Source organism: Cellulosilyticum sp. ST5 (assembly GCF_046529625.1).
Taxonomy (GTDB): Bacteria; Bacillota; Clostridia; order Lachnospirales; family Cellulosilyticaceae; genus Cellulosilyticum; species Cellulosilyticum lentocellum.
In genome coordinates this window covers 816,421-832,842 of record NZ_CP132338.1, presented here as the reverse complement: position 1 = coordinate 832,842, position 16,422 = coordinate 816,421, and the positions used below count along the sequence as shown (strand labels likewise).

The window sequence follows — 16,422 nt, the reverse complement described above, 5'->3', positions numbered from 1 at the left end:
AAAAGCGTGCACCTTAAACTTTCTTTGTTAATATGATAAAGTAGAACTCTTTACTACTTTCTCATATCGTTGTTAATTTCTGATGAAAGTCGTATAATAGACTTATGTATTAAGTCGTTTTGGAGGAAATATAATGAAAAAACCTATTTTTACTGGATCTGGTGTAGCCATTATTACGCCTTTTAATGAACAAGGTGTAGATTTTGATAAATTCAAAGAACTCATTGAATGGCATATTGCTGAAGGTACAGACGCCATTATTGTTTGTGGTACTACTGGTGAATCTGCTACTTTACCTATGGATGAACACAAGGCCCTTATTAAATGTTGCGTAGAGCAAGTAAACGGACGTATTCCTGTTATTGCCGGTGCTGGTAGCAACGATACACGTCATGCCATTGGCACTAGTCAATATGCAGAAGAAGTCGGTGCTGACGCTCTTTTATCTGTGGTACCTTATTATAATAAGACCACGCAAAAAGGACTTTATGAACATTTTAAGGCTATTGCAAGCAGTACTAACCTCCCTATTATTCTTTATAATGTACCGGGACGTACAGTTTTAGATATGGCACCAACTACTGTTAAAGCACTTTCAGAAATCGAAAACATCGTAGGTATTAAAGAGTGTAATTTCACTCATGTTGGCGAGATTCGTAAGCTTTGTGGCCCTGATTTTGCCATCTACTCAGGAGAAGATGCTAATGTCCTCCCTCTATTAGCCATGGGAGGCTTAGGTGTTATCTCTGTTATGGCTAACATTATCCCTCGTGATACTCATGATATAGTAGCAAAATTTATGGCTGGCGATATTGAAGGTAGTCGTGAACTTCAGCTTGGTGTATTAGACTTAGTTCATGCTCTCTTTATTGAAGCAAGTCCAAGTCCTGTTAAAGAAGCTATGAATATGATGGGTATGGGAGTCGGTAATTGCAGATTACCATTAGTACCTATGGAGCCTGTTAATAAAGAATTTTTATCTCGTACCTTAAAAGCTTATGGTTTAATTTAGTCCTTATCTTTACTTTAAGCTCTAATTTTTACAAAAAATCAAGAGAGCCTAGGCCCTCTTGATTTTTTTATGTCAATCCTAATAGCATTTTCACTTTTTAAAATAAGTTATTTGCTATTTTCAATTTGATTACTTTTAACTGCCTCTACAATAATATCGCAGGCTTTTTTAATCATAGGATCTTTTGATTTCTCACTTAACCAATCAAAATAACTTTTATCTGTTTTATAAACTTGTTTTAAAGTTTCTCCTCGATGTTTATTGCCAAAGGGAATAACTACTGCTCCTGCTGCTTCTGGTGACATGCTGATTTCTTCTTTAATGGCTATGCCCCTCACAGGTTCTTTTTCTTGCCCCTTTGTTGCTTTATTGGCATCATCATCTTCACCTGTATTTAAGTTTAAAATCGCCTGATAAGAATATCTTCTTAAGTAGCTAATAACACTTCCCGCTGCTTGAGGGTCTTTGGCAATTTCATAGCCTCCCCCTTTAGCTATCCTCGTAGGTAACATATAAAGTGGTTCACTCTCAATAAATTCACCACTATCATGAAGTAGCACCGTTTGAACACCTATTTGACCATCCTCCCTAGTTAAAGGAAATTGCAAGATGGATAAGCCATTGGCTTGTAAAATAGGCCTTGTAGCTTCGATTAAAGCATCTAAGGTCACATATTCACTTTTAAATTGTGGATTTTCTGCATCCTTGGCAATGCTAGTAATTTCACCATTAAACTTAGCTAAAGCACTACCAATTTGTTTAATACTATCACTCTTTCTCATTTTTGCCCTCCTTTCTTATTCCTTTGTAGTTTCTGCTGCATTTTTAAATTGGCTTACTTATAGCTTTTGCAACTTCAAAAAGCTTATAACAAGAAATCCTTGTCAAAATAAAAAACACCTTAACACAAAATGTTAAGATGTTTTTTTATTTAAAATCATTTATTAGTTTTTTATTTTAAGCAACTTTTACTGTCTTTTTTTCAGTCCTTCTATTTTCAACTTCTGAGTTTTTGAAAACCATTTTAAGCAAAATAGGGGTTAAGATAGTAGTTACAACTACCATAATAACAATAGGTCCAAATAGTACCGTACTTAACAAACCTAGGCTAGCTCCCTTACTTGCTACAATCAGGGCTACCTCACCCCTTGAAATCATTCCAGTACCTATTTGTAAAGCCTCCTTACCTGAATAGCCACAAAATTTAGCACCTATACCACATCCTATGATCTTTGTTAAAATAGCCACTATTAATAATGCTCCTGCAAAGATCATGAGTTGTATTGACATTTGCTCTATTTCTACTGTTAAGCCAATACTAGCAAAGAATACCGGTGAAAGAAGTAAATAAGACATGGTTTCAAAACGATGACTAATATAATCTCTTTTTATTGTATTAGAAATAATAAGTCCTGCTAGAAAAGCACCTGTAATATCAGCCACACCAAACACTTCTTCTGCAATATACGCTAAAAGTAAGCAAAATACAAAAGCAATAATGACATAACGGCGACGGTCTTCATCATCTTTCATAGTCCATTTTCTAAAGAATCTATAGAATCCAAAACCAATAATTCCTGAAAATACAAAGAATAAAGCAATTTTTAATAATACAATCCCTACATTAACACTTGTATCTGCTAAACTTGTAATTAAAGTTAATGCAATAATCCCTAGTATATCATCAATTAAAGCTGCTCCTAAAATAGCATTTCCTACTGGTGTAGAAAGTTTACCCATCTCCTTTAGTGTTTCTACAGTAATACTTACAGAGGTAGCTGTTAAAATAATCCCTACAAAAATATTTTGTAAAATCATAGGTGTTTCTGGTACAGCAAACTCCTTTGTATTTAAAAGTGCCGCCACAGCAAGTCCGCCTAGAAGCGGTATGATTACACCAAATAATGCGATAATAATAGAAGCTTTACCTGTCTTTTTCATTTCTTTAATATCTGTTTCAAGACCTGCTGCAAACATAAGGGCAATTACCCCTAATTCTGCCGTTTGCTTAATAAATTCTGTTTCTTGTATTATATTGAGCATAGCTGGTCCTAATATAAGTCCTGCTAAAAGTGCTCCAACCACTTGTGGCATATGAAATTTTTTAGTAACTAAGCCTAATATTTTAGTACTCATTAAAATAATGGCTAAGTCAAGTAAGTAATGATATGACATATGTTTCCTCTCCTGCTCTGCATGTTCCCTATGACATGCTATAAAATACTATAATTTGGCTCGTTTATCTAAGCAAAATTTAGTATAATAATATCTAGGTCATAAGTAAAATAAATAATTTATATACTATCGATTAATTTTTTTAATAATAAAGGAGACAAAACTATGCTAGAGGAACTCAAAACTTTTATTGCTGTCGTAGAAGAAAAGAGTTTTACTAAAGCTGCAGAGAAGGTCAATTTATCTCAGCCTAGTGTGAGTGTACATATTAAGCATTTAGAATCTTATTTTAATACACTCCTTATTACGCGTTCTATGAAACCTAAAAAGATTATGATTACTGAAAGCGGGCATTTGCTTTATAAGAGAAGTAAGCAGCTTCTGTCATTGCTTGATACTACCAAAGAAGAACTCCATCATATTAATAGTTCTTTTAAGGGCCATCTTAAAATTGGTGCCACTTCTACCATTGGTGAATATCTGCTTCCTTCTTTTTTAGCGGATTTTTGTAACCACTATCAAGATATTAACATCGAAGTATCTATTGGTAATACAGCTGAGATTACTAGTAAGATGAAAACTTTGCAACTTGATGTAGCCTTAGTAGAAGGTGTACTTTCTATTCCTTCCTTTAAACAAAAATGCTTTTTTGAAGACCAGCTCGTTCTTATTGCTCCTAGCAGCTATCTCTTTAATGAAGAGTTATTAGCTTCTCATCTTCTCCATAAACAACGCTGGTTGACAAGAGAGCATGGTTCTGGTCTTAGAGAAGCTTTAGATGCTTTTTTAGTGGCTCATCAAATCATTCCTAAAAGTAAATTGGTTTTAAGTAGTAATTATGCCATTAAGGAAGCCGTGAAAAATGGGTTAGGAATTGCTATGATTCCAAAATCTATGATTAAACAGCTTGGCTCCTTAACTACTATTCAAGTACTTCAGCTTAATACTTCCTATAAAATTGCATTTTCTTCCCTACTTCCAAAAGATTTACCTACTTCTCCTATTACAGATTTATTTTTAGAAAGCTTCGTACAATATATTAATACAGAATACAAACACATTATAAGGACTTCTTAAAGAAGCTAAAAAAGCAAGCAGTGACTTATTTCACTACTTGCTTTTCGTTTTTAATTAAATCAATCACTTCATGAAGACTTGATACAATAAAACTTGCATCTTCCCTCATTTCATCATCAGCTTTGACTAAGTCAGGGATTAAAACACCATACATCCCGGCTGCTTTAGCTGCTTTAATTCCCATTTTAGAATCTTCTAAAACCATACACTTCTCAGGTATTTTTTGTAATGCCTGAGCCGCTACTTGAAAAATCTCAGGGTTAGGTTTAGATTCCACTACATCTGAGCCACATACAATATGATCAAAGCGTTCCTTTACACCACCTAAGCTTAAATAAGCTAAAGCCTTTTCTCTAGTGCTAGAAGTAGCTACTGCCTTAGAAATGCCTTCTGCTTCTAAAAAATCTAAAAGCTCCATCAGTCCAGCTTTTTTCGTTATTCCTTGTTTTTCAAGTATTTGGTCTGCTAGCTCTCTTTTCTTTTGACTTGCTTCCTCATACGGAAAATCTTCTCCATAAATCTTTCTTAAGATCATGCCAATGGTTCTACTATTTCTAGCTACTAACTGAATATAAATATCCCAATTAAATTCATAACCATAAAACTTAGCTGCCTGCTCCCATGCTTCATAGTAAACACGTTCTGTGTCAAACATCAATCCATCCATATCAAAAATGACAAGCTCTGGTCTCACTATATTTCCTCCTCCTATTTTTCTACATGAATCTGCTTTTATTACCTTATTAGTATAACAATAGTTCAAGAGGAGTGAAACCCATCATTCAGTATCTTTTATATTGGGTAACTCAAAATGTAAACAAGTACCTGCATTTGCGTTGAAGGCCTATTTAATAAAAAGGGTGCTTAGTACATCTTTCTTTTATGTACTAAACACTCTATCCTTACATAATATCCATATCCACTACAACAGCAATGGCTCGTCTGGTTAAAAGTATACCCAAGCCCGCAGCTAAAACAACCAAAATAAGTGCTATTCCAAATAAACTACTTCCCTTAATACTATAAAGAAAAATGGCTAATACAGCCGAACCAATTAAGGTTTTTTGAGAAGAAATCCATTTTACATCACACATCAATGGTATTAATGCTGCCAAACTTGCAAAAGCACTATGAAGCAAACTGGCTACTATATAGCTTACAAAAAAACTTATACTCATACTCCCTTGAGCAAAACCTAATGCTAGGTTTAAAATAGCAAGCACAATAAAATGAAGTAACATGCTCAAAAACATGAGAGGCATGGTTACACTTATAACAAGAATAACTTTTACTACTAACAAACGTTTACGAGAAAGTGGATACGTGAATAAAATACTAATTGACTTACTATTTATTTCTTCACTAAACATACGGATGATTAATAGTCCTGCAAAAATAGTAAAAACAATTTTATTATAAGCAATGACATTGGAGAAATAGCTCGTATAATCCTTATAGTTTCCCTCCATTAATACCCCTGACATAATTAAATAAATTAATAAAATACCACTTGTTAATAGCCCTCCCATTACAATTTGCTTGAAATTATTTTTTTTCATTTCCAGCAATAATAACTGTTTCATTGCCCTACCCCCTTGATAATACATTCAAAAAGTGTTCTTCCAAGGATGTCTGCTCATTTGCTTTAATATCTGCTAGTGCTACTTCTTCTAATAACTGCCCGCCTTTAATGCAACCAATGGTATCTGCTATTAACTCAATCTCTGATAAAATGTGGCTTGAGATTAAAATGGTGATTCCCTGTTCTCTACACAAGAATTTAAGCAACTCTCTGATATCTTTAATACCTATAGGATCAAGGCCATTAACAGGTTCATCTAAAATAAGAAGTTCTGGACGATGAACTAGTGCTCTAGCAATGCCTAGGCGTTGCCTCATTCCTGCTGAAAACTGACTTACTTTTTCATTTGCCATACCTTGTAAACGTACAAGTTTTAAGGCATTGGCCACACTTTCTTCAGCTTCAATTCCCATGTAGCTACATTGGAGTTCTAGGTTCTCTTTTACTGTAAGATGATTATAAAAAATAGGATACTCTATCATATTTCCTATGCGACGTAACAAACGTGGCTGCATTTCACTAATTTCTTCTCCAAAAAGCTGAATGCTTCCACTATCTGCTTTTACTAAATGTAATAGCATCCTCATAAGCGTTGTTTTACCTGCCCCATTAGGCCCTAGAAAACCATATATTTCTCCTTGTTTCACATGAATACTCACATGGTCTATAATTTGCTTGTCTCCTATACGCTTACATAAATCATTGGTGGTAATAATCTCCACTTATTTTCCCCCTAACTCATTCCTTCTTCAATAAACCTCCTTATATCATATACAAAATATTTAAATTATTCAATTTTTTAAAACCACTTTATTAAGTTTATAAATTTTCAAATTAATTTTAAGAAATCATCTTTTTATTTAAAGTTCCTTAATTGCTTTTCTTTTTATTTCTCCCCATTTATGGCCATTTTTCCTATGCCCTAAAAAGCCTAATAAGCGGTAAAAGCTTAAAATTTGTCGATAACCCATTGTTTCAATTAAAGATAAAAGTATGAGTCTACCTATAACTTTTTCATTGTTTTTTTCTTTAAAAGCATACACTTCTAATAATAGTGCTGCTATAGACACAAAAGCATTAGCAACTAATAAAAAAACATACAGTTTTAACACATAAATGACATTAACTAAGTCTAATAGGCTTAATACCACTAAAAGAACGATGCCAAAGATTTCTATAAGGGGCGAAATAAGTTCAAATAAAATGTAATAAAGCTTTGCTCCAAACCAACACCAGCTTAAAAACAGCTGTGGGTGGGAAAATAAACTTTGTATCAAGCCCTTTTGCCACCTCTTTCGTTGAGTTCCTAAACCTCTTATGGTGTCTGGCGCTTGTGTGTAGCAGGTAGCATCTGCTACTTGTTTGATCACGTATGGCCTATTTTCTTTTAGGAAATGGCTATGGAGCCTCATGACTAGCTCCATATCTTCACCTATAGTCTTTGTTTTATACCCACCTACTTCAATAACGGCTGATTTTTGAAAAGCACCAAATGCCCCTGAAATAATGAGATTCATATTCATAAAGTCCCATCCTATACGACTTGTTAAAAAAGCTCTTTTGTACTCTAGCATTTGAAAACCAACTAATAAGTTCTTTGGTTTCTGCTTAGCTACGATTTCTCCTTCTTTAAAAGTAACATCATTAGCAATCTTAATATTGCCACCTACTGCTAATGTTTGTTTGTTTTCAATAAACGGTACTATGAGTTCTTTTAAAGCATCTTTTTGTAAAATACAATCTGCATCAATACCTACAAATATATCATACTGAGCATAGTTAATCCCTGCATTTAAGCAATCTGCTTTTCCCCCATTTTCTTTATGAATTAAAATGAGGTTAACACCTTCTTGCTCACTTCCATAAACTTCAATAACAGGCTGTGTTTCTATAGCTTTTAAAGTAGGTTTAAAAATCTTTTTCATCTGAAAAGCTTCAACTAACACCCTTAAGGTATCGTCTGTAGATCCATCATCTACTATAATAATTTCATACTGCTGATAGGTTGATGCTAATAGTGAACGTATAGTTGATGTAATTGTAATAGCTTCATTATAAGCAGGTACAATAATAGAAACTGGTATGTTTTCTCCTTTTTCTACAACCAATGCTTGTTTAAAGGCTTTGTAATGTCTATACCTTTTAAAATGATAATAGGCCATAATGGTAAATAAACCGGCTATTCCTACACTACAAAATGTATAAATTAATACAACACCTGTTAATACTTCTTTTAAACCTTCTAATTCCATAACGCCTCCTAACTTATTTGTTCTAATAAAAATTGACGGTAGCGCTCTAATTCTTCTTCAGATTTTCTCGTTTCTTCCGTCATGATATAAGCTTTTAATTGCGCTTCATCTGTCAATACCGCTTCTAATAAGTTCTGAATGGTGACTTGGTGTTCTTTAATCAAGCTTTGCTTTTGATTCATCCTGTAATAAAAGCTTTTAGCCGCACTTTCTCTTACTTTATAAGAAGGGTCGTCTATAGCTTTTTTCAAAGCTAACATACTTTTTGAATCTTGATAATATTTCAAAGCTTTAGCACTTAACTTTCTTATTGCTTCATGCTCATGAGCTAAATGAGCTATTAAATGATCTTCTGCAGACTTAGAGATCACTTTTTCAAAGTAAAGAATGCATAAGCATTTAAGCTGGATAGTACTGCTATTACTAACTAGGTACATTTCTACTAACCTAGCCACTGCTGCTTCTTCTTTTAAAGTAAAATAAGCAATCATAATAGGGGACAATTGCTTATCTTGATTTTCTAGCTGTAATATCATTTCTTTAGTAAATGCTACGTTTTCTCCTTTATAATTTAATAAACATTCAATGAGAATCTTATCATCTATAGTGGGTTCTTCAATTTTTAATTGTTTAATCCCTTTTAGTAAAGCTTCAGTAGCACCTATAGCTGCTAAAGCTTTTAAACGACTGATACGAATATAAAGAGAATCGTCATAAGCTAAAGATTCTATATAAACTTGGTCTTCAAAGCTTCCAAACTTTTCTATGCACTGTAATTTAAAAAGCTTATTAAATTCTTTATTGGAACTACTTCTTATAAAAGGTGCTACAATCTCACTTTGTCGAATCCATACAACATTATCTTGGTTTTCCTCTACCTTATCCAATAAATAAGTCAGCAAGGCAAGCTTATGCTCCCTTTTTTTAAGCTTTTGACTGCTTTGCTTTATTTTTTTATTAGTACATCTACCTGTTTGTTTAAACGCATATAAATCTTTTTCTATTGAGTCTTCTAAATATTTTATTCTCTTATAAGAGCTGCTACCCTGCTTATAACTCAAATGTACATATCCGTATACGCCTATCGCAACCAAAACAAGTATAAGCCCCATATAATAAACGGCTGTCATATTTTCTCACCCTCCTTACTATTTATTAGCTTTAAGAAATAGTTGCAAAAGCTTTTTTTATTGTCTCATAAGATTTTTTTAGTCGCTCATGATAAACTGGCAAATCCCAACCTTCCCAACGATAAGGTAGCATGGGTAGCTGGCTTCTCAGCTTACCTTCTTCTATAACGGAAATACCTACTTTCATTTCTTCTACTGTTATATGATTGATTTCATCTGTCTGATAAAAATCATCAATGACTTGATGCTTTCCTGGATTAGAAATTTGGAGCATCAGCCATGGAATTCTCATTTCAATTTCATCTCCTACGACTATAAAATCTGCCAAAGAATCATATTGCCCTGAATCAGGATTGGTATTTCCTGCTCGCAACTTACCAACCTCCACTTTTTTTAGAGGTATCGTTTCTCCTGTCAATGGAAACATGGATTCTCCCAGTACAACTTGACTAAAAACGTTAAAATGCTGACTTGTAGCTTCTGGTTTTTCAGGTTTTTCATTTAAATAAGCAGATGCATCATAATAGTCTTGAACCAATAAACTAGCTTCCTCATTACCTGTTAGTTTAATGATAAAATCAGTACCTTCGTTAAAGGTGACTTCATAGCCTTCTAATCCATAAGCACCTGAACGTGGTGTGATATCAATAGGAATAAGTAGTTCTTCTTTTGATAAATCCAACTGATCTTTATGAATCCTTAAGTAAACAAAAGCTGCATCACTTCTCATATATAAAGATAGGTCCTCTGCTCTTCCTACCAGATCCTTCTTATCCCAATCATTTACCTTCCCATCTAAAAAAACGCCCTCCCCTTCTTTTCCTGGTTCAAAACTTAAAAGGCCAAAACATTGTTCATTAGTTAGGCGGTCATGCCAGTAAGCTCTATTATCTGCTTCATCTAAATCCATGGTATTCCATGTTCTTTTAAACCACTCATCCTGCCATGAAAAAATAATAGCACCAGCATAATCTTCCTCATAGATATCTTGTAACATAGAAGCATTCATCTCCCCTTGTTCCTTTTCGCTCACCAGCCCTTGATTAAAACCACGATGAGTATCTATATGAGTAATTCCTCTAGATGTAGGTACCCCAAACTCTGAAACAATGACTGGTCCTGTATGGTGAGCTTTTAACTGCTTTAAATACACTCTATAACTATTTACCTGTGCATCTTCCTTGGCAGGTGTAATATATTGAGGATCATAGTTTAAGAAATCTGGATAGTATGGATAAATATGATAGCTATTAAATAGTCCACTTTTAAAAGTATCCTGACTTTTAATTGTTTCTGTATCTATGGTAACGATACGATTGGCTTCGTCAATATCATTAGCTTGGTCAAATGGATCCGTGGTTAACCAATTAGTAATAGCTACTGGTTTTTGCATTTGATAGGTTCTTGTTTCATAAGCAATGGTATGCTCTAGCATCTGGGCAAAAAACAACTCTGTAGGTCTTGCTTTTTGTGTATATATATATTCGCCTGTAAAGTCTCCTTTACCCCAATGTAACTGATTAGTTGTTTGTACAAAGTAAGGATCCCATTCAATTCCTAAAATATAACCTACTACATAAGGTGAAACATCTTGGTTATAAGTGCCATAACCCCTTCCCTTTTTAGCTTCTATCTCTGCATTCCCATGTAGTACATCAATAATGTTACTCACTTCTTGCTTAAAGCTTTCCATAAGTTCTTCATCAAAAGCATCCATCTTTTCCTGCATTAACTCTTCATCTATCCAGACACCTTGTAATAAGTAAAGTGGTTCTTTTGCCTTACGGTTATACTCTGCTAGTGCCTCATAAAAAGCTGGCATTTGAAGGGTATACACACGAATCACATTAGCATTCATTTCTTGGATCTGACGAAACCACTTTAAATACTCTTTTTTAGTAACTCCAAATTCACCAGGATAATAACCTGGTTTTGTTGTTCCTAAATTAACACCCTTTAGAAACAGCTTTTCCCAATTATCCTCTTTATAAATTTCCAAGTAATCTCCATTTGCTCTTGCTACCTGACTAACACACTCTTCTTTATTTAATAAAGGACGTCTTTCTTGTCTCATAATTACTTCTCCTATAAGCCATACTGTGCATAAAAGCACAATCCCTATTGTTACATACTTCTTCATTTTTACTCTCCTTTTGTGCTCCTAACGACTCATTATAGCAAACTCTTCTTTGAAATAGGATGTAAAATAAAAAGAACTAAAACTTCGATTTTTCAAGCATTCGTAGCCCTTAAGTGAACAAATTAACGTACTATTTTTACTTTAATGTTATTTGATATTTTAACTTAGTTTATATTTATATTTTACTTATGGTAAGTTTTGTTCATTATGATATTTTTCTAATACTTTATCCTAATTACCCTAGAAATCATATTTATTTTGGGTATTTTATCAAGTACTTGAGCTACTGTTTCTAAATCCTTTTAAATAGTAACTATAAAGATATATAGTATATTACATCAATTAATATAATAACTATTTTATATAGTTTTATAAATATGCACATTTCACTCTTGACTGATTTAACTATAAATACCAATTTTCTCTCTCATCATTATCCTACGTCCTATCTATATAATTACCTTTCATTTTGAAAACCTTAACATGTAAAACGATGGACTACATGGAGGTGCTTTCCCAGTGAAACATTATCATGGTACTTATAAAAAACATTCTTATTTTGAAGGCTGGTATTTTAAACATCAGGGTGAGAATCATACTTTAGCCATGATTCCCGGCGTTCAATTTGATCAATTTGGTAGTCATTCGGCTTTTATTCAAGTGATTACATTCCTATTTAGGTGTTAAGGTAACAACCTACTCTAAGACTGCTCTTACCTTAGTGCAACCCCCTGCCCTCCAAGTCTTTTTTTAAAACAGTCATTCTAAACCATTAAAAGCCCCTAATATAGGGGCCTTGAGATGAATAATCCATGAAAGTCCTGTAGCTATAGTTAACTATCGTTTCTTTATGGATAATCAGCTTATTTTTGATTTAGAAAGCACTAAAGCCAGTTTTGAAATGGTATTAGGCAATGAATTCACTTGAAATACAAGCCATTTACACATAGGAAAGCTTAGTATGATTTGCAGTAGATTGATTAACTTAGCACCTTGCTTGATCTGCCAATAAATAGGTTCAAATAATGTTAAACTTATTCGCATGAAACGATGATAGGTTACAAGTTGTTCTTTAAAATGTTTTATATAATAACTGATATCAAAAAGGTTATAAGGTGGTAAAGCTTCACTAGGCAGATATACCCCTCTTAAAAAAAAGAATTGAGTTATTAGGATGAGTATTAAATAGCTGACAATGTGGATGCCTTTCTGCCTTACGTTTAAATGAAGATGCAATAAACATCTATAGCTTGCCATGAAGCAATACAATATTAATATAACCCCAGCAACACTTGTAGCTGCTACTTTTAAGCTTCTTAGAGAAGCTTTTACATCCTCTCCATGCAGTATTTCACTATTCTCCTCGGTTAATCCTAGCGTTAAAAGTGCCTTTTCTTCAATGATCTCACCTGCTACTTGACTTGGTAAAATAACAGCCTTTATCGGTGCCTTTTTTCCTAATGTACTTGTTGCAGGAAAATAAATGACATCCTCTCCTAAGTCAAACCAATAATCCCAAAAGTACTTGTACTTACGATACACACCCACAATCTGATAGACCATACCTTCTATTTCACATACATTTCCCGTCACTTGTATGGAGCCAAAGTACTGCTTTGCAACTTCATCACTAAGTAATATCACATTTCGTCCTTCTCTATCAGCTGCTGCCCCCCAGAAGGCACCATCTACTATCTGAATAGGTTCCATCATAGGAAGATTGCTGGTAGTCCCTCTTCCAACAAGCTCTCTCTCCTTTTTAACCTTTAATGTCACTGACTGCTCATTTAATACAACTGGCTGAAGCTTTTTATAGCTATCGCTTTCACAAAAGCTTGTTACTTCCAGCTTTTCTTTTGGGTAAATTTCTATTCTTCCCTCAGTATAAACTTGGGGTAAGCTTTCAATAAGACCTATTTTCAAACATTGTAAGCCAATAAATAGTACTAAACAAAGAAGGCCCCTCTTTTTTATAGTCTTCATTTAAGTGCTACCTCCTGCCCATCTTTTAAATCTCCTAAATGGGAAGTAATGATCCTTTGGTTTTGATCTATCTGAGCTGATATAGCTACTTTGTAGTCTCCTTCTTCTAAAATCGTCACAGGTACTTCTCTTACTTTATAAACCTTTCTACCAATCCCTTCACTTTCCTCTACTACTAATACATAAGCATTGGTATACACCTTTTTAATGGCACTTTGATCCACAATCATCTGATACTCACTAGAACGGTTGGTTATTTCTACACTCACTGTCTTATAAGTAGTAGGCTCTAACTGCATTTGTCTTAAAAGCTGCTCCTCAACTTCTGCTGTTATTACATATTGTCCATTTTCTTCTTTAAACTTTTTCTTATTAATACTAGCTTCGTAACGCATTTGATTAAAAGTAAAACTTACTCTTTGTCCCATTTGTATTTTATTAGCTGTTTCTTCAGATACTTCAAAGCTTAAACCATAGTTAAGTGCTTTAGGAATAACAACTAAAAGCTGCTCCCCAGTTTGAACATACGCTCCCTTTGCTACATTTAAGCGATAAACATATCCTTCCATAGGACTTACTAATGTTTCACTCAAAGAAGACTGACTGATTAGTTGTTGTTTTTGCTTGTTTAAAAATTGCTCTTCTTTTAAATCCTCAAGGCTCAGCGTCACTTCAGCAAGCTGATTTTGTATATCTTGCATATTTTGCTTTAACGCTGTTTCTATAGCTTTTGCCTCATCTACTAAGCTTCTTTCTAAAGTAGCTAACTTATTTTTTTCTGCTTCATAGCTACTGATTGCTATAAGACCTTCTTTATGTAGCTCCTCATTCACCTGAACTAATTTTCTCTGCTCTTTAATCTGCTCTTTTAAGTCTATTAACTTGCTACTCGTTTCGTACTGCTCTAGTTCTTTTTGTTTAATCTCATAGCTAATTTCTAGTTGGGCAACTTCCTCTTCTTTACTTGCAATCTGCCTTGCTAATCTTTCATATGCAATTGTAAGTTCTGTTTCTTGGAAGGCTTTATTACTAGCTTCAGTCTCATAATCGCCTTTTTGTACAGTACAAAGAGCTTCTCCTTTTTCTACAAATTCCCCTTCTTGTTTAAAAACCTCTATAACTTGACCACTTATAGAAGATACCAATATAGCTTGCTGACTTTTTAAACTTTCTTCATTTAATCCTATTTTACCAGTCGCTAAATACTTCACTTCTACAACGTCGCTTTTAACTTGAGCAGTACTTACTACAGGTAATAGATACTCATAAATGCTTCTCGAAATAAATGTACATCCTATTAATACTGCTAAAAATAGCAGGATTACTTGAATTAGTTTTTGCTTAAGGGATTGTGTCTTCTCCATGACTTTCTCCTTACTTTAAACTAGATATTTTTAAACCGTCTGACAAATCATCTTGGGCATAAATAACTAATAAGAGTGGCAGAACCATATATAAAACACTACATGCAAAACCAATATGTATATTAGACACTGCTAGACTGGATAAATACACAGACAAGGGTAGTTTTTCTCTAGTGCTTATAAAAATCAAAGGCTGCTCTACCATACTCCAATAATCTATAAATAATAAAACTGCTGCTGCAACAATAACTGGCTTACACATAGGTACCAAAATATAACTTAGCACTTGCCTATCATTAGCACCTAATAAACGTCCCTCTTCTATAAAGCTAGCATCTATCCCTTCCATAAATTGCTTTAAGAAAAAAACACCAAAGGTTCCAAAAGCACCTGGTAAAATTAAAGCCTCATTACTATCTAAGAAATGAAGCTTACTTAAAATCATATAGTTAGGTACCAATGTCACTTGAAAAGGCATGAGCATCATAATAATATAAATGAAAAATAAAGTTTCTGAACCCCAAAACTTTAACTTACTAAACCCAAAAGACGCTAATATGCTTAATAAAAGCTGCAAGATAACAATAGGCACAACAACCCTTAGTGTATTCCAAAAATAAACTAAATACTGAGGTGTTCGAAATAAAAGGCGATAATACTGATCTAAATTAATATAAAATGGCTTTGGAAACACTCTTTCCCATAAACTTATAGGTTGGCTATAGATTGCCTTAATAAGTGCCTCACCTTTTAAAGAATGAGAAAATAAATAGTATACAGGAAACAAAATGCTTATTAATAGTAGCCCCATGCCTACATAAGTTATTCCTTGCTTTAACCTCTTCATTGCTTCCTCCTATCCATTCTCTCTTATATACCATTGCTGCCATCTTGCCCCAAAAAAGATGATTATAAAAATCACTGTATATAAAGTAAAAGCGGCAGTCGTTAATAAGTCATAATTTAGTTTAGCAAAATGATTATTCATGAAGTGTTGTAATAAGTAAAGATTCCTATTAGGGTAATCTCCTTGAAGTAAGTACACTTCTCTAAAAATTTTAAAGCAGTTGGATAATGAAATAATTATTGTAAAAAAAAGCATGGGTACCAAATAAGGTATTTTAATAAAACTAGCAATCTTAAAAAAGCCCGCTCCATCTAGCTGGGCAGCTTCTTCATATTCTTTTGGCATGGTAAGGAGTGTTCCTATAATAAGCAGTATATTATAGCCAAGATTTTTCCATATAATAAAGCCAATAATAATCCACGGCGCCTTGTCACTTTGAAGCCAATCTAGATGAGTACCTAAAACTGCATTTAAAATACCTTCCTTCGAAAATAAATCTTGCCAAACTAGCATAAGCGACGCTGCTGGTAATGCCATAGGAATAAGTAAAAGTCCCTGTAGCCATTTTCTTTTAGCCAATTGCTTTTCAATTAATAAAGCTATTAGCAAGGATAGGAAACATAAGCTAGGAAGGGCAATGCTTATTATAAATAGAGTATTGCCCATAGCCAAACGATAATTGGCATTATTAAACAAAGTTTTAAAATGTGTTAGTCCTACAAATCGCCTGTCACTTAAGTCCGCTGTAAAGCAGTATACAAAGCTTTTCAAAAAAGGAAGTATATAAAATACTAGTACGCCTGATAAGCTAGGTAATACAAATAATAACCCCTTCCACTTTCTAATCTGCTTCATACTCT

15 protein-coding genes are annotated in these 16,422 nt (G+C 33.7%); 3 read left to right on the top strand and 12 right to left on the bottom strand.

Annotated features, from left to right (window positions below; translation table 11 throughout):
- Window positions 1-133: 133 nt before the first annotated feature.
- Window positions 134-1,012 (top strand): 4-hydroxy-tetrahydrodipicolinate synthase, encoded by an 879-nt coding sequence (gene dapA / locus QTL86_RS04135; RefSeq protein ID WP_410496586.1) that lies wholly within the window; start codon window positions 134-136, stop codon window positions 1,010-1,012.
- A gap of 107 nt (window positions 1,013-1,119) precedes the next feature.
- Here the strand turns inward: dapA and QTL86_RS04130 are convergent, their stop codons facing one another.
- Together QTL86_RS04130 and QTL86_RS04125 are read right to left on the bottom strand one after the other, a co-directional pair.
- Entirely contained in the window at window positions 1,120-1,794 is a 675-nt protein-coding gene (locus QTL86_RS04130) for an ERF family protein (RefSeq protein WP_127067065.1), read from the bottom strand.
- A gap of 175 nt (window positions 1,795-1,969) precedes the next feature.
- Window positions 1,970-3,187: a cation:proton antiporter gene (locus tag QTL86_RS04125; RefSeq protein WP_410496585.1), complete on the bottom strand. Its 1,218-nt coding sequence runs from the start codon at window positions 3,185-3,187 to the stop codon at window positions 1,970-1,972.
- Window positions 3,188-3,352: 165 nt separating this feature from the next.
- Here QTL86_RS04125 and QTL86_RS04120 point away from each other — a divergent pair, with 165 nt between their 5' ends.
- Complete coding sequence (locus QTL86_RS04120) at window positions 3,353-4,264, top strand: LysR family transcriptional regulator (protein WP_410496584.1); 912 nt, start codon at window positions 3,353-3,355, stop codon at window positions 4,262-4,264.
- A 25-nt stretch (window positions 4,265-4,289) separates the two neighbouring features.
- Here the strand turns inward: QTL86_RS04120 and QTL86_RS04115 are convergent, their stop codons facing one another.
- The 6 genes from QTL86_RS04115 to QTL86_RS04090 form a co-directional block, all read right to left on the bottom strand.
- Window positions 4,290-4,958: an HAD family hydrolase gene (locus QTL86_RS04115; protein ID WP_410496583.1), complete on the bottom strand. Its 669-nt coding sequence runs from the start codon at window positions 4,956-4,958 to the stop codon at window positions 4,290-4,292.
- Window positions 4,959-5,166: 208 nt separating this feature from the next.
- Entirely contained in the window at window positions 5,167-5,847 is a 681-nt protein-coding gene (locus QTL86_RS04110; protein WP_410496582.1) for an ABC transporter permease, read from the bottom strand.
- Between the two features lie 4 nt (window positions 5,848-5,851).
- Window positions 5,852-6,568 (bottom strand): ABC transporter ATP-binding protein, encoded by a 717-nt coding sequence (locus QTL86_RS04105; protein ID WP_127067069.1) that lies wholly within the window; start codon window positions 6,566-6,568, stop codon window positions 5,852-5,854.
- 138 nt (window positions 6,569-6,706) lie between these two features.
- Window positions 6,707-8,098, bottom strand: a complete 1,392-nt coding sequence (locus QTL86_RS04100) for a glycosyltransferase (RefSeq protein WP_410496581.1) — start codon at window positions 8,096-8,098, stop codon at window positions 6,707-6,709.
- 8 nt (window positions 8,099-8,106) lie between these two features.
- Window positions 8,107-9,228 (bottom strand): HEAT repeat domain-containing protein, encoded by a 1,122-nt coding sequence (locus QTL86_RS04095; protein ID WP_410496580.1) that lies wholly within the window; start codon window positions 9,226-9,228, stop codon window positions 8,107-8,109.
- A gap of 31 nt (window positions 9,229-9,259) precedes the next feature.
- Entirely contained in the window at window positions 9,260-11,368 is a 2,109-nt protein-coding gene (locus QTL86_RS04090; protein ID WP_410496579.1) for a family 2 glycosyl transferase, read from the bottom strand.
- A 519-nt stretch (window positions 11,369-11,887) separates the two neighbouring features.
- On the opposite strand from QTL86_RS04090, the gene QTL86_RS04085 reads away from it, so the two are divergent.
- Window positions 11,888-12,055: a hypothetical protein gene (locus QTL86_RS04085; RefSeq protein ID WP_190283361.1), complete on the top strand. Its 168-nt coding sequence runs from the start codon at window positions 11,888-11,890 to the stop codon at window positions 12,053-12,055.
- A gap of 171 nt (window positions 12,056-12,226) precedes the next feature.
- On the opposite strand, the gene QTL86_RS04080 is transcribed toward QTL86_RS04085, so the two are convergent.
- The 4 genes from QTL86_RS04080 to QTL86_RS04065 are packed head-to-tail and all read right to left on the bottom strand — an operon-like array spanning window position 12,227 to window position 16,417.
- On the bottom strand, window positions 12,227-13,351 hold the full coding sequence (locus tag QTL86_RS04080) for an ABC transporter permease (protein ID WP_410496578.1): 1,125 nt from the start codon (window positions 13,349-13,351) through the stop codon (window positions 12,227-12,229).
- Window positions 13,348-14,715: an efflux RND transporter periplasmic adaptor subunit gene (locus tag QTL86_RS04075; protein WP_410496577.1), complete on the bottom strand. Its 1,368-nt coding sequence runs from the start codon at window positions 14,713-14,715 to the stop codon at window positions 13,348-13,350. The genes QTL86_RS04080 and QTL86_RS04075 overlap by 4 nt, the downstream gene beginning before the upstream one ends.
- Window positions 14,716-14,725: 10 nt before the next feature.
- Window positions 14,726-15,562 carry a carbohydrate ABC transporter permease gene (locus tag QTL86_RS04070; protein WP_410496576.1) on the bottom strand — a complete coding sequence of 279 codons (837 nt, stop codon included), beginning with the start codon at window positions 15,560-15,562 and terminating at the stop codon, window positions 14,726-14,728.
- Between the two features lie 9 nt (window positions 15,563-15,571).
- On the bottom strand, window positions 15,572-16,417 hold the full coding sequence (locus QTL86_RS04065) for a carbohydrate ABC transporter permease (protein ID WP_410496575.1): 846 nt from the start codon (window positions 16,415-16,417) through the stop codon (window positions 15,572-15,574).
- Window positions 16,418-16,422 lie beyond the last annotated feature (5 nt).

Coding starts and splice junctions, on each gene's coding strand:
- QTL86_RS04070 (WP_410496576.1), bottom strand. CDS start 15,562: ATGAAGAGGTTAAAGCAAGGAATAACTTATGTAGGCATGGGGCTACTA.
- QTL86_RS04130 (WP_127067065.1), bottom strand. CDS start 1,794: ATGAGAAAGAGTGATAGTATTAAACAAATTGGTAGTGCTTTAGCTAAG.
- QTL86_RS04065 (WP_410496575.1), bottom strand. CDS start 16,417: ATGAAGCAGATTAGAAAGTGGAAGGGGTTATTATTTGTATTACCTAGC.
- QTL86_RS04080 (WP_410496578.1), bottom strand. CDS start 13,351: ATGAAGACTATAAAAAAGAGGGGCCTTCTTTGTTTAGTACTATTTATT.
- QTL86_RS04100 (WP_410496581.1), bottom strand. CDS start 8,098: ATGGAATTAGAAGGTTTAAAAGAAGTATTAACAGGTGTTGTATTAATT.
- QTL86_RS04095 (WP_410496580.1), bottom strand. CDS start 9,228: ATGACAGCCGTTTATTATATGGGGCTTATACTTGTTTTGGTTGCGATA.
- QTL86_RS04090 (WP_410496579.1), bottom strand. CDS start 11,368: ATGAAGAAGTATGTAACAATAGGGATTGTGCTTTTATGCACAGTATGG.
- QTL86_RS04120 (WP_410496584.1), top strand. CDS start 3,353: ATGCTAGAGGAACTCAAAACTTTTATTGCTGTCGTAGAAGAAAAGAGT.
- QTL86_RS04125 (WP_410496585.1), bottom strand. CDS start 3,187: ATGTCATATCATTACTTACTTGACTTAGCCATTATTTTAATGAGTACT.
- dapA (WP_410496586.1), top strand. CDS start 134: ATGAAAAAACCTATTTTTACTGGATCTGGTGTAGCCATTATTACGCCT.
- QTL86_RS04075 (WP_410496577.1), bottom strand. CDS start 14,715: ATGGAGAAGACACAATCCCTTAAGCAAAAACTAATTCAAGTAATCCTG.
- QTL86_RS04110 (WP_410496582.1), bottom strand. CDS start 5,847: ATGAAACAGTTATTATTGCTGGAAATGAAAAAAAATAATTTCAAGCAA.